The sequence below is a fragment of the Sphingomonas sp. LM7 genome, from assembly GCF_002002925.1.
Lineage (GTDB): Bacteria > Pseudomonadota > Alphaproteobacteria > Sphingomonadales > Sphingomonadaceae > Sphingomonas.
This window is the reverse complement of sequence record NZ_CP019511.1, coordinates 390,816-409,338: the sequence shown is the minus strand read 5'-3', so window position 1 is coordinate 409,338 and position 18,523 is coordinate 390,816. Positions and strand designations below refer to the sequence as shown.

Sequence of the window (18,523 nt, the reverse complement as noted above, 5' to 3'; positions counted from 1 at the left end):
CGCATGATGGCCGGCAAGTGCCTCAGCCTTCCGACTTTTCTTCGGCGGCTTCGGCCGGAGCCTCGGCAGCGGCTTCCTCGGTCGGCGCTGCTTCGGCAGTCGCTTCAGCGGCCGGAGCCTCCTCGGCGGCAGGTGCGGCCTCGGGGGTCGCAGCCGCTTCGGCGGGGGCTTCCTCGGCAGCCGGAGCGGCTTCCTCGGTCACTGCTTCGGCCGGAGCCTCCTCAGCGGCAGGGGCTTCTTCAGCAACCAGCTCGGGCTCGGGTGCCGGTGCTGCAGCTGCCTCGGCAGCGGCTTCCTCGGCCGCCTTGGCCTTCTCGGCACGCTCCTCGGCGCGCTCGACGGCCTTCTCGCCCGGCTTGCCCTTGTTCGGGTTGTTCTTGGCGGCGCGCTCCTTGACGCCCAGCACGTCGAGGAAACGGGCGACGCGGTCGGTCGGCTGCGCGCCGACGCTCAGCCAATGCTTGGCGCGGTCGCCGTCGAGGATGACGCGCTTCTCGTCATCCTTGCCGAGCAGCGGGTTGTAGGTGCCGATCTTCTCGATGAACTTGCCGTCGCGCGGGCTGCGCGCATCGGCAATCACGATCCGGTAGTACGGGCGCTTCTTCGAACCACCGCGCGAAAGACGCATAGAGAGAGCCATTAGAAATCTTCCTTCTTACAATCTGAGTACAAGTTACTTCTTTTTCAGCAAATTCTCGAAACCAGGGGGCAGGTTGGCGCCGCCGGGAAGCCCGGGAAGGCTGCCGCCCATCTTGCCCATCATCTCGCCCATTTCCGGGCCGCCCAGCGCATTGCCGATGCCGCCCATGCCGCCGCCGGGACCGCCCTTGCCGAGCATGCCCAGCATGCCCTTCAATCCGCCCATCTTCTTGAGACGCTTCATCGCGCTCTGCATCTCCTGATGCATCTTGAGCAGCTTGTTGACGTCCTGAACGGTAGTGCCGCTGCCCTTGGCGACGCGGATCTTGCGCTTGGCGTTGAGCAGTTCGGGCTTGGCGCGCTCCTTGACCGTCATCGATCCGATCATCGCGTCCATGCGCAGCAGGATCTTCTCGTCGACTGCGCCCGAGGCCATCGCCGCCTGCGCCTTCTTCATGCCGGGGATCATGCCGGCAAGCGCGCCGAGCCCGCCCATCCGGCGCATCTGCGCGAGCTGGCTGCGCAGGTCGTTCATGTCGAACTGGCCCTTGGCGAGCCGGCCCGCCATCCGTTCGGCATCTTCTTCGTTGACTGCTTCGGCGGCGCGCTCGACCAGCGAGACGACGTCGCCCATGCCGAGGATGCGGCCGGCGACACGCTTGGGATGGAAGGGCTCGATCGCGTCGAGCTTCTCGCCCATGCCGGCGAACTTGATCGGCTTGCCGGTCACCGCGCGCATCGACAGCGCGGCGCCGCCGCGGGCGTCGCCGTCCATGCGGGTCAGGATCACGCCGGTCAGCGGCACCTGCGCAGAGAAGCTCTGCGCGACGTTGACGGCGTCCTGACCGGTCAGGCTGTCGACGACGAGCAGGATTTCGGCAGGCGTGGCGATATCCGCCACCGCCTTCATCTCGTCCATCAGCGCCTGATCGACGTGGAGACGACCCGCGGTATCGAGCATCAGCACGTCGAAGCCCTGCAGCTTCGCCGCGCTCATCGCGCGCCTGGCGATCTCTACGGGCGTCTGGCCCGCAACGATCGGCAGCGTCGAAACTTCGGTCTGGGTGCCGAGCACCGCGAGCTGTTCCTGCGCGGCCGGGCGATTGACGTCGAGCGACGCCATCATGACCTTCTTGCCCTGCGACTTGGTCAGCAGCTTCGCCAGCTTGGCGGTCGTCGTCGTCTTGCCCGAGCCCTGGAGGCCGACGAGCATGATCACCGCCGGCGGGGTGACGCCCAGTTCCAGCTCGGCGGTGTCGCTGCCGAGCATGTCGACCAGCGCGTCATGGACGATCTTGACGACCTGCTGCCCCGGCGTGACCGAACGCAGCACGTTCTGGCCGACCGCCTGCTCGGTGACTTTCTCGACGAAATCGCGCGCGACCGGCAGCGCGACATCGGCCTCGAGCAGCGCGATCCGCACTTCGCGCATCGCGGTGCGGACATCGGCCTCGCCCAGCGCGCCACGCCCGCGCAGACGCTCGAAGACGCCGCCTAGCCGATCGCTCAGACTGTCGAACATGGGACCAAGATCACTCCAAAATCACGCCCGATCCGCCAAACGCAAAACACGCCGGCGGACGAAACCTCGTCGGCCGGCGTCACCCCAGGGGGTGCACAAATGTTCGCGCTCCGAAGAACGGTCGGGGCGGCACATAGCGGCAGATGGCGGAAAGCGCAACCTTGGAGCGCCCGGGCCCCGGTAACCTTTGGGAAAGCACGCCGCGTAACCCGATCTACACTGCGACGGTGGCAATATCCTCCCTTATCGTCGAGGGGGCACGCGCCGGCAATGTCGCTGGATATCGAAGACACCATGCAGGACCAGGCTTCACGCCCCAGCCTCCTCACCGGCGCGATCAGCGTCGCGGCGATCCTGCTCTTCGTCGGGATCGGCAGCGCCGTGCTGTCGAAATCGCTGCAATATTATTTGCAGGGCGGCGAACCGGTCAGCCAGCCGCTGGTCATCGCGCTGCTGCTCAACGTCGCGCTGATCCTGCTCGGCTGGCGCCGCCACGCCTCGCTCAGCCGCGAACTCCAGATCCGCGCCGCCGCCGAGGAACGCGCCCAGCAGCTCGCCAGCCGCGATCCGCTGACCGGCTTCCTCAATCGCCGCAGCCTGGCCGAAGAAGGCGCCGCGATGTTCGTCCGCGCCCAGCGCCGCCGCAAGGCGATGGCGCTGGTGATGCTCGATCTCGATCACTTCAAGACGATCAACGACATGCACGGACACGCCGTGGGCGACGCGCTGCTCCGCGCCGTCGCCAGCGAGATCGCGCATTTCATGCCGCCGATCGCGCTCACTGCAAGGCTGGGCGGCGACGAATTCGCCTGCGGCTTCCTGTTCGACGCCGCCGAGCCCAACACCGTCGAGCGGATCGCCGAGAAGCTGGTCAGCCGCATGGCCCAGCCGTTCGAAGCCGAGGGCCTGCGCCTGCACATCAGCTGCTCGCTCGGCATCGCCCGATCGGACTTCGACTGCACCGGCATCGACGCGCTGATGCGTGCCGCCGATATCGCGATGTACCAGGCCAAGAAGTCGGGCCGGAACCGCTTTGCCTGGTTCGACCAGTCGATGGAGCGCGACCTCCAGATCCGCAACGACCTCGAGTCCGGCCTGCGCCTGGCGATCCCGCGCCAGGAAGTCGTCCCCTATTTCGAGCAGCAGATCGACCTGACCACCGGCCGCCTCCACGGCTTCGAAGTGCTCGCGCGCTGGGAACATCCGCAGCGCGGGACGATCAGCCCGGAGCTGTTCATCCCGATCGCCGAGGAAACCGGCATGATCGGCGACCTGTCGCTGTCGATCATGCGCCAGGCACTGCTCGCCGCGCGCGACTGGGATTCGTCGCTCAGCATTTCGATCAACATCTCGCCCTGGCAGCTGCGCGACGCGTGGCTGGCGCAGAAGATCATCAAGGTGCTCACCGAGACCGGCTTCCCCGCCAACCGGCTCGAAGTCGAGATCACCGAGAGCGCATTGTTCGACAATCTCGCGCTGGCCCAGTCGATCGTCGGCAGCCTCAAGAACCAGGGCGTCCAGCTCGCGCTCGACGATTTCGGCACCGGCTATTCGTCGCTGGCGCATCTGCGCGCGCTGCCCTTCGATCGCATCAAGATCGACAAGAGCTTCATCATGTCGCTCAACGAAAGTGCCGATTCGGCGGCGATCGTCAACGCGATCATCAGCCTGGGCGAGAGCCTGAACCTGCCGATCACCGCCGAGGGCGTCGAGGATGCGGCGATCGAGGAGCGCCTGCGCGCGCTAGGCTGCGCCAAGGCGCAGGGCTGGTATTACAGCAAGCCGCTGTCGATCGCGGGCGCCCGCCGCCTGCTCGCGGAGCGCCGCCTGCTGCGCCATTCCAGCCCGATCGATGCGCCGGTCGCGGTCACCAGCCAGCGCCGGGCCGGCTGAGATATTCCAGCTCCTCGGGCGTCGATTCCCGTCCGAGCGCGGCGTTGCGGCTCGGAAACCGCCCGTAGCGCGCAATGACTTCGGCATGCTGGCGGGCATATTCGAGCGCTTCCTCCTGCCCGAGCGCCTCATAGCAATTCAGGCTCACCGCCTGCAGCTCGCGATCCTCGGCATGTTCGAACGGCAGATAGAGGAACTGGCGCTGCTGCGGCGTCATCTCGCGATCCCAGCCGCGCTCGACTGCGAGGCAGGCGAGTTCCTGCGCCAGCGGATCGGCGGCGAAGGCCTGCGCAGTGCCGCGATGCACATTGCGGCTGAACTGGTCGAGCAGTATCACCGCGGCAAGCAGCGTCTCGGGGGTGTCCCGCCATCCCGCCGCTTCGCTTTCGAGCACCGCCGCGCGCAGCCCCTCGAAACGCTCGCCGATCTCATGATCGAGCCCGTCGGACTTGGCGAACCATTGCTCGGGCATCAGCGCCTCGAACCAGAAGCTCAGCACTTCGCGGGCCCTTGCGTGGACTTCCGACGCTGCCGTCCCTAGATCGCTCGCCAATGCCAACCTCCTCTCCTCAGATTATTAACATGGGTTGCCGTCTCAACCTTGCAGAGGGCGAGTCGATCCGTGCGCTTCTGGCGGGACGTGACACGATCGTGGTCAATAGCTGCGCGGTGACCAACGAAGCGGTCAAGCAGACGCGCCAGGCGATCCGCCGCGCGCGCCGCGAAAGTCCCGAAGCGGAACTGGTCGTCACCGGCTGTGCCGCGCAGATCGATCCGGCCAGCTTCGCGGCGATGCCAGAGGTCAACCGCGTCATCGGCAACGCCGAAAAGCTCAGAGCGGAAGCTTGGGAAGCTTACGATGAGGTCCTCGTCCAGGACATCATGGCAGTGCGCGAAACCGCGCCGCATCTCGCCGCCAGCTTCTCGACCCATGCCCGCGCTTTCGTCGAGGTCCAGAACGGCTGCGATCATCGCTGCACCTTCTGCGCGATCCCCTATGGCCGCGGCAACAGCCGCTCGGTCCCTGCCGGCGCAGTGATCGACCGCATCGCCGCGCTGGCCGAGAGCCATGCCGAAGTGGTGCTGACCGGGGTCGATCTCACCAGCTATGGCCCGGATCTTCCCGGCGCGCCGAGCCTCGGCCAACTGGTCGAGCGCATCCTTGCGCATGTCCCGCATCTGCAGCGCCTGCGCCTCTCCTCGCTCGACGGCATCGAGATCGATGAGCGCCTGTTCGCGCTACTCACGCAGGAGCCGCGCCTCCAGCCGCATATCCACCTCTCGCTCCAGGCCGGTGACGACATGGTGCTCAAGCGGATGAAGCGCCGCCACAGCCGCGCCGACAGCGTCGCATTGGTCGAGCGCCTCAAGGCCGCCCGGCCCGAAATCGCGATGGGCGCCGATCTCATCGCCGGGTTCCCGACCGAGGACGAGGCGATGTTCGCCAATACGCTCGCGCTCCTCGACGACTGCGACGTGGTCCACCCGCATATCTTCCCCTACAGCCCGCGCGCCGGCACCCCTGCCGCACGCATGCCGCAGGTTGCGCCGGAAGTGGTGAAAGCCCGCGCCGCACGCCTGCGCGAAGCCGCCGCCGCGCGCCGTTCGCGCTGGCTGCAAAGCCTGATAGGCAGTGAGCAGCAAATCTTGATAGAGCGCCCCGGCGACCGCGGCCATGCCGGCAATTTCGCCGAAGTTCGTTTTCCCGCCCAGGAGATTGGTTCGATCGTGCAAGTGACGATTACCGGCGTTTCAGAGCATGGGCTCTCCGCCACTCCCGTTTGTCATCCCGGCCTAGTGCCGGGGTCCACCGCGCGGCTAGATGATGGCCCCGAGCCTCTTGCCTCACCGTCGCGGCACCGTGGACCCAGGCACGAGGCCGGGGTGACGAATTTGGGGGAAGCCGCATGAGCACCAATCCCTCATGGCACGATCGCCTGCTTGGCGGCTTCAAGAAGACGTCGGACCGGCTGCTCGGCAACCTCGCCGGCCTGTCCGGCGCGCGGCTCGACGACGCCACGCTCGATGAGATCGAGGAAGCGCTGATCGCCTCGGACCTCGGCCCCGGCACTGCCGCCCGGGTGCGCGCCCGCCTCGCCGAAGGCCAGTATGAGCGCAACATGGAGGAGCTCGGCATCCGCCTCGTCGTCGCCGAGGAGATCGAGAAGGCGCTCCAGCCGGTCGCCAGGCACCTGGAGATCGAGGCGTTCCCGCGCCCGCAGGTGATCCTCGTCATCGGCGTCAACGGCAGCGGCAAGACCACTACGATCGCCAAGCTCGCCAACAGCTTGGTCGAGCAGGATTACGGCGTGATGCTCGCCGCGGGCGATACCTTCCGCGCCGCCGCGATCGGCCAGCTCAAGACCTGGGCCGAGCGGATCGGCGTGCCGATCATCACCGGCCCCGAAGGCGGCGACGCTGCCGGCATCGTCTACGAAGCCGTCAAGCAGGCGACGGCGACCGGCATCGACGTGCTGATCGTCGATACCGCCGGGCGCCTCCAGAACAAGCGCGAGCTGATGGACGAGCTCGCCAAGATCCGCCGCGTGCTCGGCCGGCTCAACCCCGCCGCGCCGCACGACGTCGTCCTCGTTCTCGACGCCACCACCGGCCAGAACGCGCTCAGCCAGATCGAAGTGTTCAAGGAAGTCGCCGGCGTTACCGGCCTCGTCATGACCAAGCTCGACGGCACCGCGCGCGGCGGCGTGCTCGTTGCCGCAGCCGAGAAATACGGCCTGCCGATCCACGCCATCGGCGTCGGCGAGAAGGTCGACGACCTCCGCCCGTTCGATCCCAACGAAGTCGCCCGCATCATCGCCGGGGTCGAAGAACTCATTTCTCCGCGGAAACCAGCATGAACCAGCCGACGCCCCGCACGCCGCTCTCGCCTGGCCTGCGCATGCTGATCGATTTCGGTCCGCTCGCGATATTCTTCCTCGTCAACAGCTATGCGCCCGGGCTGCAGATCCAGCGCATCATCACGGCGACCGCCGCATTCATGGTCGCGATGGTCGCCGCGATGCTGCTGTCGTGGTGGAAGGCGAAGCACGTCTCGCCGATGCTGTGGATCACTGCAGCGCTGGTGATCCCGTTCGGCGCGCTGACCATCTATTATCACGACCAGAGCTTCATCCAGATCAAGCCGACGATCGTCTACACGATGTTCGCGGTGATCCTGGGCTATGGCCTGATCGCCAAGAAGCCGCTGCTCCAGATGCTGCTGGAAACCGCCTATCCGGGGCTGTCGGCCAAAGGCTGGCGGCTGCTGACGATCAACTGGACCGGCTTCTTCCTGGCGATGGCCGTGCTCAACGAAGCGATGCGCCACGCGCTGACGTGGGACCAGTGGGTCACCTTCAAGACCTGGGCGGTGATTCCGACGACGTTGGTCTTCGCGATGCTCAACATCCCGATGCTGCTCAAGCACGGGCTGCAGCTGGAAAAGCCCGAAGACACGCCGCTTCCGCCGGAGGGCTGAGGCAAGAATCCCTCCCCCATCGGGAGAGGGAGGGAGCCGACGCAGTCGGCGGAAGGGTGAGGATCGATCCCTGCCCCCACCCTTCCCACTGCCTTCGGCAGCGGGCCCCTTCCCGCCCCCAGCGGGAGCGGGAGAATGGAAAAGGGGCGCCGGATTGGTGTCCGACGCCCCTTGTTTCGATCAGCGAAATTCAGCCCTTGGCGGCTTCGTAGCGCTCCGAGACTGCGTCCCAGTTCACGACGTTCCACCAGGCCTTGAGATATCCCGGACGATCGTTGCGATAGGTGACGTAATAGGCGTGCTCCCACACGTCGTTGCCGAGGATCGGCGTGCCCTTGACCGGCGCGATGTCCATCAGCGGATTGTCCTGGTTCGGCGTCGAGGTGATCTCGAGCTCGCCCGAGCCGTTGACGATCAGCCATGCCCAGCCCGAGCCGAACTGGTTGGCGCCGGCAGTGTTGAACTGCTCCTTGAGCGCGTCGAACGAACCGAACTTGGCGTCAATCGCCTCGCCCAGCGCGCCGCTCGGTGCACCGCCGCCGTTCGGGCCCATCGTCTTCCAGAAGAAGTCGTGGTTCCAATAGCCGCCGCCATTGTTGCGCAGCTTGGCAGGCGCCTTGCCCATCTGCTGCATCAGCTCCTCGATGGTCTTGCCTTCGAGGCTGGGATCCTCGGTCACCGCTTCGTTGAGCTTGGCGGTATAGGCAGCGTGGTGCTTGTCGTGGTGGAGCGTCATCGTCTCCTTGTCGATCGTCGGCTCCAGCGCGTCATAGGCATAGGGAAGCGGCGGCAGTTCGAAAGCCATGATGGTTTCTCCTCTCGGGGTTCGTAGGGGCAACGCAATGCGCGCCATATGGCTCCGCAGGATTCGTTTCGCCAGCGTATCCGAAGGTATTTTTGGCAGGCCTCGCCTCAAATTCACCGTGACCCTGGCCCTGTGCCGGGGTCCACCGAGCCACCTTGGAAACGCTCATCCCTCTTGCTTCTCGCCCAGCAGCCTGGTGGGCCCCGGCACAAGGCCGGGGTGACGAAGAAAAATGGTCAGCCCCCCGCCCCCAGCAACTCGTGGCGCTTCAGCGCATGCCGCAGCTGGTCATAGGTCAGCCCCAGCGCCTCGGCGGTCGAGCGCTGGTTGTAGCGATGCTCGGCCAGCGCGCGCGACAGCAACTGGCGTTCGAACGCGGAGACTCGGGTCTTGAAGTCGGTCCCGCCATCGAACGCGGCAACCGGCGCCTGCACTTCGGTCACGGCTGGTGCCTCGGCCGGCGCCGCGAGAGTCGCGCTGCCGGTCGGCGACATCGTCCGCGGGCGGAACGGCGATTTGAACGGATCTATCTCGATCGAATCCACCGGTCCCTCGCGCTCCCAGCGATAGACTGCGCGCTCGACGACATTGCGCAGTTCGCGGACATTGCCCGGCCAGTCATAGGTCATCAGCGCGTCGAGCGCGTTGGGTCCCCAGCCCGGCCAGTCGGCCAGTCCGATTTCCGACGCCATCCGCCGCCCGAAGAAATCGGCGAGCACTTCGATGTCGCCGCGGCGTACGCGGAGCGGCGGCAGCGTCACGACTTCGAAAGACAGCCGGTCGAGCAAATCGGCGCGGAACGTGCCCTTCTCCACCTTTTCGGGGAGATGCTCGTTGGTGGCCGCGACGATGCGCACATCGACGTTGAGCGGCCGCGACGAGCCGATCCGCGTCACTTCGCCATATTCGACTGCGCGCAGCAGCCGCTCCTGCGCCGCCATCGACAGCGTGCCAAGCTCGTCGAGGAACAGGGTGCCACGATGCGCCTCCTCGAAGCGCCCGGTCCGCGCCTTGGTCGCGCCGGTGAACGCGCCGGCCTCGTGTCCGAACAACTCCGCCTCGATCAGCGTCTCGGGCAGCGCCGCGCAGTTCATCACTACCAAAGGCTGGTCCCAGCGCGGCGACAGGCGGTGGAGACGCTCGGCGACCAGTTCCTTGCCGGTCCCGCGCTCGCCGATCACCAGCACGGGACGATCGAGCGCCGCCGCCCGGCTGGCGCGCTCGAGGGCATCGAGAAAAGCTCCGGACTGGCCGATTACTTGGGTAGCGCGTTCCATGCCGAACCTTTGGCGAATTTTCCTAACTCTTGGCAAGCCATATTCGGTGGTTGAATGCCCGATGAACGGCAAAAGCGGCGGATTTCTGCGGTTTTCGAAAACTGGCACGCCGCCTGCAATGCTGTTTGCAAGCCCGCCAACGGGCCAACGAAAAACACCAGGTTCAGGGAAACAGATCATGACCTACGAAGCAAAGAATGTCCGCAACGCCTTCTTCGCCGTCACCGTCGCCTTCTTCGCCAGCGCCATCCTGATGGCCGGCGCGGTTGGCCCGGCGATCGCCTGAGGCAAACCAGGTCGCTCCGCCCGCCTGCCCCGGCGAGCGGAACCCCGCCGGGAGGGTCACCCCCTAGATCCCTCCCGGCGGAACATAAAACGAAGGAGCATCACTATGGGTATCTTCTCGCGAACCCGCGATATCATCGCCGCCAACGTCACCGACCTGCTCGACAAGGCCGAAGACCCGGCCAAGATGATCCGCATGATCATCCTCGAGATGGAGGAGACCTTGGTCGAGGTTCGCGCTTCCGCCGCCCGCACCATCGCCGACCAGAAGGAAATGCGCCGCCACATCGCCAAGCTCGACAAGCTCCAGGAGAGCTGGACCGAGAAGGCCGAACTGGCGCTGAGCAAGGGCCGCGAGGATCTCGCCAAGGCAGCCCTGGTCGAGAAGCAAAAGGCGGCCGACATGTGCGACCAGCTCTCCACGGAGATCGCCGTGCTCGACGAAGCGCTCAAGGCTTCGGAAGAGGATATCACCAAGCTGCAGAACAAGCTGCGCGAAGCACGGGTTCGCCAGAACTCGGTGGTCGCCCGCCTCGAGAGCGCCAACAACCGGACGCGCCTGCGCGAGATGACCAACGGCTCGAAGATGCAGGATGCCTTTTCGCGCTTCGACGTCCTCGAACGCCGGGTCGACTTCGCCGAGGGCCGCGCCGATGCGGCAGGCCTGGGTGCAGCGCCCAAGACGCTAGAGGAAGAGATCGCCGAGCTGCGCTCGTCCGAGAAGGTGGATGCCGAGCTCGAAGCGCTGAAGGCCCGCCTGAACAAGGGAGCATAAGCGATGGAAGAGGTTTTCCTGCCCATCGTCATCGTCGGGATCCTGTTCGTCGGACTTCCCTGGGTGATCATGCACTATATCACCAAGTGGAAGACTGCCGCGACGATCACCGGCGAGGACGAGAAGCTTCTCGACGAGCTCTATTACACTGCCAAGCAGCTCGAGGAGCGCCTGCTCACCGTCGAACGCATCATCGCTGCCGACAATCCCGATTTCCGCCCGCTCTCGGCCTCGCGCCCCGAGCCGAGCCCCTTCGATATCTCGAGGAGGAACTGAAATGTCCGCCCGTACGAAATTCTATCTCGACAAGCAGAACTCCAAGGTTTGCGGCGTCTGCTCCGGCCTCGCCGACTATACCGGGATCGAGGCGATCTGGCTCCGGGTCGGCATGGTCTTCCTGGCCTTCGCGACCAGCGGCACGTCAATCCTGTTCTACTTCCTGATCGCCTGGCTTGCACCGAGCAAGCCGGCGGGGCTCTACCAGGGGCCTGAGGAAGAGAAGTTCTGGCAAGGCGTCCGCTCGAACCCGAGCCGCTCGACCGCGCAGGTCCGCTCGACCTTCCGCGACATCGATCGCCGGCTCGCCGACATCGAGATGTACTATACGAGCCGCAATACCCGGCTCGCCGACGAGATCGACAGCCTGCGCTGAGGCGGGGCTGTCAACAGGGAGGAAAGACCATGAACTGGGGTGGACCGGGCTTCGTCGTCGCAATCATCGCGATCTCGACCATCGGCTGGGTGATCAACAACTGGATCCGCGCGAAGCACGGCTATCCGGTGGAGAATGAGTGGAAGGGCATGACGCACAAGGGCGATCCCGCCGCCGAGCGCAAGATCGAGCTCCTCTCCACGGAGAATGAGCGCCTGACCGGCCAGATCTCGCGGCTCGAGGAGCGGATCGCAGTGCTCGAACGGATCGCCACAGATCCTGCCGAGCGCACCGCCCGCGACATCGACGCACTGCGCTGAGCGCCAGGACGAGGAACAGGAAATGACCGACAAGCTTCCCTTCATCCAGGCGATCTTCCCGATGATCGCAGTCATCGTATCGGTGGCGATCGGCGGATGGGTGCTCACCACCTGGCTGCGCATCAAGAACGGCTACCCGCTCGACGGCAGCTGGGGCCAGGCACTCTACCCCAAGCGCGACGACGAGATGGCGGAGCGCATCAAGCTGCTCAGCCAGGAAAGCGCCCAGCTCCGCGCCGAGCTCGGTTCGGTCAAGGATCGCCTGGCCAATGTCGAGCGCATCGTAACCGACAGCGCGCATGGCCTCGACCGCGAGATCGAAGCGCTGCGCGGCAAGAACAACTGAGGAGGATATCGTGATCAACCCCCTGCTCATCCCGATCCTCGGCATCTCCTGCGGGCTGCTGGCCATCCTAGGTGGCGTATTCGTGAAGCCCTGGTTCAAGCTCAAGGAGCGCCAGATGGAGATCGAGTCGCAGATGGTCGCCGAAAAGGCCGCCCAATATGCCGCCCAGACCGAAAGGCTCGAGCAGCGGGTCCGCGTCCTCGAACGGATCGTCACCGACCGCGGCATCGAACTCGCGGATGAAATCGACAAGCTGCGCGACGCGCCGCTCAACTAGAACCCGCTGCGCCCGGCGCAGCAAATCCAAGGACCGATAAAATGATCATCGTTGTGTTCGCAGTGCTGACGGCACTGTGCGGGGGAGCTATTGCCCTCGCCGAAGCCCGGGACCGCCCCGTCCGTCGCGCGGAAAAGCTGGCCCGGCAGCAGCAACAGGGCGCCTGAGGCGCTCGCCAAGGAGTACACGGAATGAACCCGTTCGAAATGGTTGTCGCGATCATCGTCATCGTCACGATCGGCAGCGTCCTCAAGGCGCGGCTCGGCATCCACAAGGACAAGCACGGCAACGAGGTCTTCCGCGGCAACGACGCGGCGCAGACCGCCGACGCCGCCCGCCTCCGCGACGAGCTGCGCTCGCTCAAGGAGCGCGTTCAGGTCCTTGAACGGGTCATCACCGACAGTGAAGCCAGCAGCCTGCGCCTCGATCGTGAAATCGAAGCGTTGCGCGACAAGAAAAACCCCTGAACAGGGAGGCAAGCAATGACCGTAGATCCCAATCTCTACATCACCCTCTCCGTCTCGGGCCTCGCCGGCCTGGCGATGGTGACCGCGGCGGGGCTCTCGGGCTGGCGCGGCTGGCTGGCACTCAAGGGCCAGGAGCTTGCCCAGCACGGGACCGGCGCACCACATGCCGAGCCGGCAATGCCCTCCGCCGCCTCGCGCATCGAAGTCGCCGACCTCAAGGAACGCATCCGCAAGCTCGAAGCGATCGCCGCCGGGGTGGACCTCTAGGGTCCACCCGGTTAGCGGGGCGGCATGACCAGCCTCGCCGACCTTCGCGACGAATATGAATTCCTCGACGCCGACGACCGATACCGATTGCTGATCGATCTGGGGCGCGGTCTCGAACCGATGCCCGAGGCCCTCAAGACCGATGCCACGCTGGTCCGCGGCTGCTCCGCAGCCGTCTGGGTCTATCCTACCGGCGGGGACGCCGACACGCTCCACTTCCTCGCCGATTCAAACGCCGCAATCACCAAGGGCATCATCGCGCTGGTGCTGCTCACGGTGCAGGACCGCAGCCCGGCCGACATTCTCGCCACCGACATCGAAACCGCGCTCGCCCCGTTCGACCTGCGCAACCAGCTCAGCTCGAACCGCACCCAGGGGATTCCCAACATGATCGCGCTGATCCGCGAGACCGCGCAGCGTTACGCGGATTAGGTTTTCGTCACCCCGGCCTCGTGCCGGGGTCCACCGGGAGGCGAAGGAAGGAAAAGCAGCTCAAGCCCAACCGGTGCTGCTTGGTGGACCCCGGCACGAGGCCGGGGTGACGACTGTTTAAACGAGGAGGACGGCTTTCAAAGGAGCCCCAGCTCCGCCGCCACCCCATCGAGGTCAGCCCCCTCGGGCACCAGCAACCACTCGCGAGCCTGCGCGCCGTTGACCACCGTCACCGCGCCGCGCGGGCACACGCCGAGGCATTTGACCTCGACGATCCCCGCCCCGGCCTTGCGGCCTTTCTTCAATCCGAGATGTTTCCGCAGCGCCTTGGCGAGCGGCGCCTTGCCCGTGGGCCCGAAGCCGCCGTCCAGCTTCTTTGAGCATTTCGCGCAGACGAGAATGGCGTTCGACCAGTTGGACCGGACCAAAGGCTTCAATCGGGCTTCCACGTCCGGCGCTCTTCGGCGACCTTGAGCACTTCATACGCCGCCTGGATCGCCTGGAAGCGCTTGGCCGCGTCGGCATCGCCGGGCTTCACATCGGGATGGTTCGACTTGGCGAGCCGGCGCCACGCCATCCGCACCGCTTCGAAATCAGCGTCGACTTCGAGATCGAGCAGTTCGAGCGCGCGAATTTCGTCACGCGAGCGCGTGCCGTCGCCGGGGCCCGCCCAGCTGTTATGCTTCGATTCTGAAAAGCCGCCTGCGTCGCGCCGCTCCTCGGCCTCGCGCTGCGCGGCCTCTTCGGCAGTCAGTCCTTCGAAGTAATTCCAGTTGCGGTTGTACTCGCCGGCATGCGTCTCGCAGAAATACCAGCGATCTGGGCTGTTGGGCGATTTGGGCGCTGGCCGGTCGCCGGGTTCCTCGCAGCCATGCCGGTCGCACAGCCGCACCTTCACGGCCTCGCGCTCGGCACCATAGGCGCGCCAGCGTGGAAAGCCCCAGTCGGAAGAACGCGTTGCACGAGCCATGACAGGCCAGATAGGGGCGTCGGTTCATTAAGGCTAGGCGCAAGCCGCAAAACAACGTCACCCCTTGTGCCGGGATCCACGGCGACGCGCGGGAGAAGCTAGAGGCGTTGGCTTCTCGGCCATCCGCAAGGTGGACCCCGGCACGAGGCCGGGGTGACGACAATAAAGAAGATGCCAGAGGGTCTATAAGCCGGGTTCTGTCCTCGCCCGAAAGCGATGTGCGACCATTCCTCTAGGCGACGGATTGCTCCGCCGCTCCAGCAACCAACCCGGGCGACGGGCCGGAACCAGGCCCCCGGACTCGAAGTCCATTGCCGCCCCTATTCGGTCTTGCTCCCGGTGGGGTTTGCCGTGCCGCTTCGGTTGCCCGTCGCGCGGTGCGCTCTTGCCGCACCCTTTCACCCTTGCCCTTAGTTCCGAAGAACCAGTGGGCGGTCTGCTCTCTGTGGCACTTTCCCTAAACCAGCAAGCTGGCCCGCCGGGCGTTACCCGGCACCGTGGTTCCGTGGAGCCCGGACTTTCCTCGCGTGCTTGCGCACCCGCGGCCGCCCGACCCTCTGGCACCCGCCGCTCTAGCGGCACGCGGCCGCCACGCAAGCGATTATGCCGCGTCGGCCTCGTCGTCGGCGGCTTCAGCCTTTTCTTCGACGACCTCGGCTTCTTTCACCGCGGTGCCCCAGGCCTGCACCGCGACCAGCGCCTGGGTCGACAGCGGGCCGCGCCCTATCGTGATCCGGCGATAGTCCGAGCCGACGCTGATCACGCCATCGGCGCCGTTCACCCGCGCCGCGCGATTGAGCAACGCCGTCGCCTCGGCCACCGTCGGCGTGTTCACCGACGGCGTTTCCTTGTCGTCCTCATCGACCTTGACCACGCCGCTGAGCCGCACCTGCACCGGACCCATCCGGGTCATCCCGCCACCATTGAGCATCGATTCTGCCTCCAGTCTCGCTGGATAACGCCGGCTTGGCTGCTACGGAATTTCCGGACAAAGTGAACGCGCCGCGAACCTTCTTTTTCGTGCAGCTGTCTCAGTCGTCGCCCTGTGGCTTGGGAAGCAGCAGCGCGAGCAGGATGCAGCGGCACTCCATGTCGATCTCGCCATCGACCAGTTCGGGCCGGAAGCGGCGCTGAAACGCCGTCACCGCCGCCCCGGCATCGTTGGTGTCATAGCCGAACCGTTCGAGCGCGAGCAGGAAGCCGGCATCGGGCCAGCCCGGATCTACGAGGTTCCGCGTCGGCCGCGGCAGCGCCAGCCGCAGCCGCGCCAGCGCATGCCAATTGAACAGCTCGCCCGGATCCTGCTTGCGCGCCGGCGCCACGTCCGAATGGCCGACGACATTGCCGCGGGTGATGCCGTGGCGTTCCTTGATCTCGGCGACCAGCGGGATCAGCGCCCCCATCTGCGCTTCGGGAAATGGGCGATAGCCGAACTCGTGGCCGGGATTGACGATTTCGATGCCGATCGAGGCGGAATTGACGTCGGTCACTCCGCGCCAGTGCGAACGCCCGGCGTGCCAGGCGCGGTGACGCTCATCGACCAGCCGCAGGATGCGGCCATCTTCGTCGACCAGATAATGCGCCGAGACCTTGGCCTCGAGATCGCGCAATCGGTCGATCGCCGCCTGCGCGCTTTCCATGCCCGTATAATGGAGCACGATCATCGAGATGGGGAGTTCGCGCGCGTCGAAATTGGGCGACGGCATGTCGGTGATCTGGAGGCCGCTGGTCATCGCGGCGATGGTACGAGCCCGCGCCCGCACCCGGCAAGGGACTTCAGCCGAAAGCGGCGCGCTTCATCGGTGCCGCGTCGGTCGCGCGATAGAAGCCGCGGAACCGGTCGCACGGGCGGAAGCGATCGGTCAGCCCGATCACGGTCTCGCCCGCGCCGAGGACGAGCAGCCCGCCCGGGCGCACTGCCGAGGCGAGGATATCGAACACGTCGCGGCGCACGTCCTGAGAGAAATAGAGCATGACGTTGCGGCACAGCACCACGTCGAACTTGCCCGGCGGCGGCGCATCGGCCGTGAGGTTGTGCTGGCGGAACTGGATGCGGCGGAGCAACTCGGGCTTGGCCGCCCAGTCGCCGCCGTTGCTGTCGAACCACGTCATCATCCGCCGGACCGGCAGCCCGCGCTGGATCTCGAACTGCGAATAGCGGCCGGCGCGCGCGCGGGTCAGCGCCGCGGGCGAAACGTCGGTGGCAACGATCTCGGGCGCGCTCATCCCTTCGCCCATGCCGCGTTCGTCGAACAGCATCGCAAGGCTCAGCGGCTCCTGGCCGGTCGAGCAACCCGACGACCACAGGCGGATCTTGCGGTCGGGCGTGTCCGCCTGCAGCGCCTTGGTGGCGTCCGCGATCATGTCGAGCACCGCCGCGTCGCGGAAGAAGCTCGTCTCCTGGTTCAACAGCGCATCCACGACTTGATCCCCCAAATCCCCCGTTCGCGTCGCGACCAGCTGGGATACCAGCTGATCCAGCGATGCGAGTCCCCTCTCGCGCAGCAGCGGCTTGAGCGCGGTCTCGATCCGCCACGCCCGGTTGGCAGCGATCTGCTGCCCGGTGCGCTGCTCCAGCAGCGCCGAAATGATGTTCATGGCGCTCGACTTGCCGGCCGACGCCGCTCCGGGAAAGTGCATCATGCCCTCCCCTGCCGCGCGACCAGCCGGCCGATCTCGTCGGGCGGCAGCACTGCGCTGGCATGGCCGGCATTGGCCACCGCGCCGGGCATCCCCCAGATCACCGAGCTCTCGCGATCCTGCACCAGGATCCGCGCGCCGGCCTCGACCAGGTGGCGCGCACCCTCGGCGCCGTCGCGTCCCATCCCGCTCAGCACCACGGCGAGCGCGCGCTTGCCGAACACATCGGCAAGCGATTCGAACATCGGATCGACCGAGGGCATGCAGCCGCTCAGCGATTTCTCGTCGCTCAGCCGAACCGCCCAGCCTTCGGACATCCGCACGACTCGCATATGCGCATCGCCCGGCGCCACGATGATCCGGCCCGGCCGGATGCGCATCCGGTCGCACGCCACTTCGCACGGGCGCCCGCCCAGCACTGCGAGCTGCGCCGCGAAATAGCTCATGAACGAAATCGGGAGATGCTGGGTGACCAGGATCGGAGTCTGGAAGCTGGCCGGGATCGCACGCAGCAGCTGGCTAAGCGCATGGATGCCGCCGGTCGAAGCGCCGATCGCAACGATGTCGAAGTCGTTGGGCGCGTTGACCGGACCCGAACTCGCGAGATGCGACACCGGCTCGGAATGAATGTCGAGCAGCCGCGACAGACGGTCTTCAAGCACTTCGGCGAAGCGCCCGCCGAACGTGCCGATGCCCGGCTTGACCAGCGTATCCGCGGCGCCCAGCGCCAGCGCCTGCACTGTAACGGCTGCGCCTTCGTCGGCGGAGGAGGACACGATCAGCACCCGCGCGCCCTTGCCCGCCGCGATCACGTCGGGCAGCGCAGTCAGCCCGTCGATGCCGGGCATGTCGATGTCGAGCAGGACGATGTCGACGCGGTGGCGTTCGAGATATTCCAGCGCCGCGCGCACGTCGCTGAGCGCCGCCGCGACGCGGAAGCGCCGCGTGCCGTCCACCATCCGGCCGAGCACCGATCGCGCGACGACCGAATCATCGACGATCAGTACCTGTGCCGGCGGCACGACGCCACGCGAGTCAGGCAGGATGGAACTGAGTGCCACGGCCATGTGCCGGATCCGCGTTCAGGCGACGCCGACGATCTGCAGCTTGCTTTCCAGCGTCTCGCGATCGAACGGCTTCATGACATATTCGTCGGCGCCGGCTTCGATCGCTGCGCGGATATAGGCCATGCCGTTCTCGGTGGTGCAGAACACCACCTTGGGCCGTGTCGGCAGCCCCGAATCCTTGAGCGCGCGCAGGAAGTCCATCCCGCTCATCACCGGCATGTTCCAGTCGAGCAGGATCACGTCCGGCGCTTCGGCCAGGCAGGAATCGAGCGCCTCGCGGCCGTCACCAGCTTCGCGGACTTCAAAATCGAGCGTCTCGAGGATGTGCCGCGCGACTTTGCGGATCACCTTGGAGTCGTCGACGACGAGACACGTTTTCATTTCCCTGTTCCCCGATAGCCAGGTGTCTGT

Annotated in this window: 25 protein-coding genes, 1 other RNA gene and 1 pseudogene; 14 read left to right on the top strand and 13 right to left on the bottom strand. The window is 66.1% G+C overall.

The annotated features are described in order from the left end of the window. Positions 1-193 precede the first annotated feature (193 nt). Both rpsP and ffh read right to left on the bottom strand, forming a co-directional pair. Positions 194-640: pseudogene (rpsP, locus tag BXU08_RS01965) on the bottom strand (30S ribosomal protein S16); the annotation flags it as partial. A 33-nt stretch (positions 641-673) separates the two neighbouring features. Further along, the gene (gene ffh, locus BXU08_RS01960) at positions 674-2,161 is read right to left on the bottom strand and encodes a signal recognition particle protein (protein ID WP_077508273.1); all 1,488 of its coding nucleotides are present in this window, start codon (positions 2,159-2,161) and stop codon (positions 674-676) included. Between the two features lie 270 nt (positions 2,162-2,431). Between ffh and BXU08_RS01955 the strand changes: the two genes are divergently transcribed. Beyond that, positions 2,432-4,054, top strand: coding sequence for a bifunctional diguanylate cyclase/phosphodiesterase (locus BXU08_RS01955; protein WP_077508270.1), 1,623 nt, complete (start codon positions 2,432-2,434; stop codon positions 4,052-4,054). Here BXU08_RS01955 and BXU08_RS01950 read toward each other — a convergent pair. Continuing rightward, on the bottom strand, positions 4,029-4,607 hold the full coding sequence (locus tag BXU08_RS01950) for a DUF924 family protein (protein WP_077508267.1): 579 nt from the start codon (positions 4,605-4,607) through the stop codon (positions 4,029-4,031). The genes BXU08_RS01955 and BXU08_RS01950 overlap by 26 nt on opposite strands. 29 nt (positions 4,608-4,636) lie before the next feature. Between BXU08_RS01950 and mtaB the strand changes: the two genes are divergently transcribed. Genes mtaB through BXU08_RS01935 form a run of 3 tightly spaced genes read left to right on the top strand, consistent with a single transcriptional unit; the run spans position 4,637 to position 7,532 of the window. Continuing rightward, positions 4,637-5,965: a tRNA (N(6)-L-threonylcarbamoyladenosine(37)-C(2))-methylthiotransferase MtaB gene (gene mtaB, locus BXU08_RS01945; protein ID WP_376787769.1), complete on the top strand. Its 1,329-nt coding sequence runs from the start codon at positions 4,637-4,639 to the stop codon at positions 5,963-5,965. Continuing rightward, positions 5,962-6,912 (top strand): signal recognition particle-docking protein FtsY, encoded by a 951-nt coding sequence (gene ftsY, locus BXU08_RS01940; RefSeq protein ID WP_077508261.1) that lies wholly within the window; start codon positions 5,962-5,964, stop codon positions 6,910-6,912. Before mtaB ends, ftsY begins: the two co-directional genes overlap by 4 nt. Then, complete coding sequence (locus tag BXU08_RS01935; RefSeq protein WP_253190470.1) at positions 6,909-7,532, top strand: inner membrane-spanning protein YciB; 624 nt, start codon at positions 6,909-6,911, stop codon at positions 7,530-7,532. Before ftsY ends, BXU08_RS01935 begins: the two co-directional genes overlap by 4 nt. A gap of 190 nt (positions 7,533-7,722) precedes the next feature. Here BXU08_RS01935 and BXU08_RS01930 read toward each other — a convergent pair whose 3' ends face one another. Then, positions 7,723-8,337 carry a superoxide dismutase gene (locus BXU08_RS01930; protein ID WP_077508258.1) on the bottom strand — a complete coding sequence of 205 codons (615 nt, stop codon included), beginning with the start codon at positions 8,335-8,337 and terminating at the stop codon, positions 7,723-7,725. A gap of 236 nt (positions 8,338-8,573) precedes the next feature. Then, positions 8,574-9,614: a phage shock protein operon transcriptional activator gene (gene pspF, locus BXU08_RS01925; protein ID WP_077508255.1), complete on the bottom strand. Its 1,041-nt coding sequence runs from the start codon at positions 9,612-9,614 to the stop codon at positions 8,574-8,576. 391 nt (positions 9,615-10,005) lie between these two features. Here pspF and pspA point away from each other — a divergent pair, with 391 nt between their 5' ends. From pspA to BXU08_RS01880, 10 genes are read left to right on the top strand one after another with little or no spacing between them, the layout of a single operon-like run. Further along, complete coding sequence (gene pspA, locus BXU08_RS01920) at positions 10,006-10,674, top strand: phage shock protein PspA (protein WP_077508252.1); 669 nt, start codon at positions 10,006-10,008, stop codon at positions 10,672-10,674. A 3-nt stretch (positions 10,675-10,677) separates the two neighbouring features. Then, a complete protein-coding gene (gene pspB / locus BXU08_RS01915; protein ID WP_077508249.1) occupies positions 10,678-10,950 on the top strand; it encodes an envelope stress response membrane protein PspB in 273 nt (90 codons plus the stop codon). Position 10,951: 1 nt separating this feature from the next. After that, positions 10,952-11,326, top strand: coding sequence for an envelope stress response membrane protein PspC (pspC, locus tag BXU08_RS01910; RefSeq protein WP_077508247.1), 375 nt, complete (start codon positions 10,952-10,954; stop codon positions 11,324-11,326). Positions 11,327-11,355: 29 nt separating this feature from the next. Next, positions 11,356-11,646 (top strand): hypothetical protein, encoded by a 291-nt coding sequence (locus BXU08_RS01905; RefSeq protein WP_077508244.1) that lies wholly within the window; start codon positions 11,356-11,358, stop codon positions 11,644-11,646. A 22-nt stretch (positions 11,647-11,668) separates the two neighbouring features. After that, positions 11,669-11,992: a hypothetical protein gene (locus BXU08_RS01900; RefSeq protein WP_077508241.1), complete on the top strand. Its 324-nt coding sequence runs from the start codon at positions 11,669-11,671 to the stop codon at positions 11,990-11,992. Positions 11,993-12,005: 13 nt separating this feature from the next. After that, positions 12,006-12,269, top strand: coding sequence for a hypothetical protein (locus tag BXU08_RS01895; RefSeq protein ID WP_077511896.1), 264 nt, complete (start codon positions 12,006-12,008; stop codon positions 12,267-12,269). A gap of 41 nt (positions 12,270-12,310) precedes the next feature. Next, positions 12,311-12,436, top strand: coding sequence for a hypothetical protein (locus tag BXU08_RS20440; protein WP_290439636.1), 126 nt, complete (start codon positions 12,311-12,313; stop codon positions 12,434-12,436). A 24-nt stretch (positions 12,437-12,460) separates the two neighbouring features. Beyond that, positions 12,461-12,736, top strand: coding sequence for a hypothetical protein (locus BXU08_RS01890; protein ID WP_077508238.1), 276 nt, complete (start codon positions 12,461-12,463; stop codon positions 12,734-12,736). A gap of 15 nt (positions 12,737-12,751) precedes the next feature. Then, complete coding sequence (locus BXU08_RS01885) at positions 12,752-13,003, top strand: hypothetical protein (protein WP_077508235.1); 252 nt, start codon at positions 12,752-12,754, stop codon at positions 13,001-13,003. 24 nt (positions 13,004-13,027) lie between these two features. Further along, a complete protein-coding gene (locus BXU08_RS01880; RefSeq protein ID WP_077508233.1) occupies positions 13,028-13,435 on the top strand; it encodes a SufE family protein in 408 nt (135 codons plus the stop codon). Positions 13,436-13,572: 137 nt separating this feature from the next. Here the strand turns inward: BXU08_RS01880 and BXU08_RS01875 are convergent, their stop codons facing one another. The 8 genes from BXU08_RS01875 to BXU08_RS01840 all read right to left on the bottom strand — a co-directional run bounded on the left by BXU08_RS01875 (position 13,573) and on the right by BXU08_RS01840 (position 18,493). Next, positions 13,573-13,872, bottom strand: a complete 300-nt coding sequence (locus tag BXU08_RS01875) for a hypothetical protein (RefSeq protein WP_077508230.1) — start codon at positions 13,870-13,872, stop codon at positions 13,573-13,575. Next, positions 13,869-14,405 carry a J domain-containing protein gene (locus BXU08_RS01870; RefSeq protein ID WP_077508227.1) on the bottom strand — a complete coding sequence of 179 codons (537 nt, stop codon included), beginning with the start codon at positions 14,403-14,405 and terminating at the stop codon, positions 13,869-13,871. Before BXU08_RS01870 ends, BXU08_RS01875 begins: the two co-directional genes overlap by 4 nt. 170 nt (positions 14,406-14,575) lie before the next feature. Further along, an RNA gene (gene rnpB, locus BXU08_RS01865) (RNase P RNA component class A) lies at positions 14,576-14,966 on the bottom strand. Between the two features lie 40 nt (positions 14,967-15,006). Beyond that, positions 15,007-15,336 (bottom strand): hypothetical protein, encoded by a 330-nt coding sequence (locus BXU08_RS01860; protein ID WP_150125380.1) that lies wholly within the window; start codon positions 15,334-15,336, stop codon positions 15,007-15,009. A 100-nt stretch (positions 15,337-15,436) separates the two neighbouring features. Further along, complete coding sequence (locus BXU08_RS01855) at positions 15,437-16,138, bottom strand: N-acetylmuramoyl-L-alanine amidase (protein WP_077508221.1); 702 nt, start codon at positions 16,136-16,138, stop codon at positions 15,437-15,439. Between the two features lie 43 nt (positions 16,139-16,181). Beyond that, positions 16,182-17,048: a CheR family methyltransferase gene (locus BXU08_RS01850; RefSeq protein WP_376787768.1), complete on the bottom strand. Its 867-nt coding sequence runs from the start codon at positions 17,046-17,048 to the stop codon at positions 16,182-16,184. Beyond that, complete coding sequence (gene cheB, locus BXU08_RS01845) at positions 17,045-18,112, bottom strand: chemotaxis-specific protein-glutamate methyltransferase CheB (RefSeq protein WP_077508216.1); 1,068 nt, start codon at positions 18,110-18,112, stop codon at positions 17,045-17,047. Before cheB ends, BXU08_RS01850 begins: the two co-directional genes overlap by 4 nt. Before the next feature lie 15 nt (positions 18,113-18,127). Beyond that, positions 18,128-18,493, bottom strand: coding sequence for a response regulator (locus BXU08_RS01840; RefSeq protein WP_077508213.1), 366 nt, complete (start codon positions 18,491-18,493; stop codon positions 18,128-18,130). Positions 18,494-18,523: the final 30 nt, after the last annotated feature.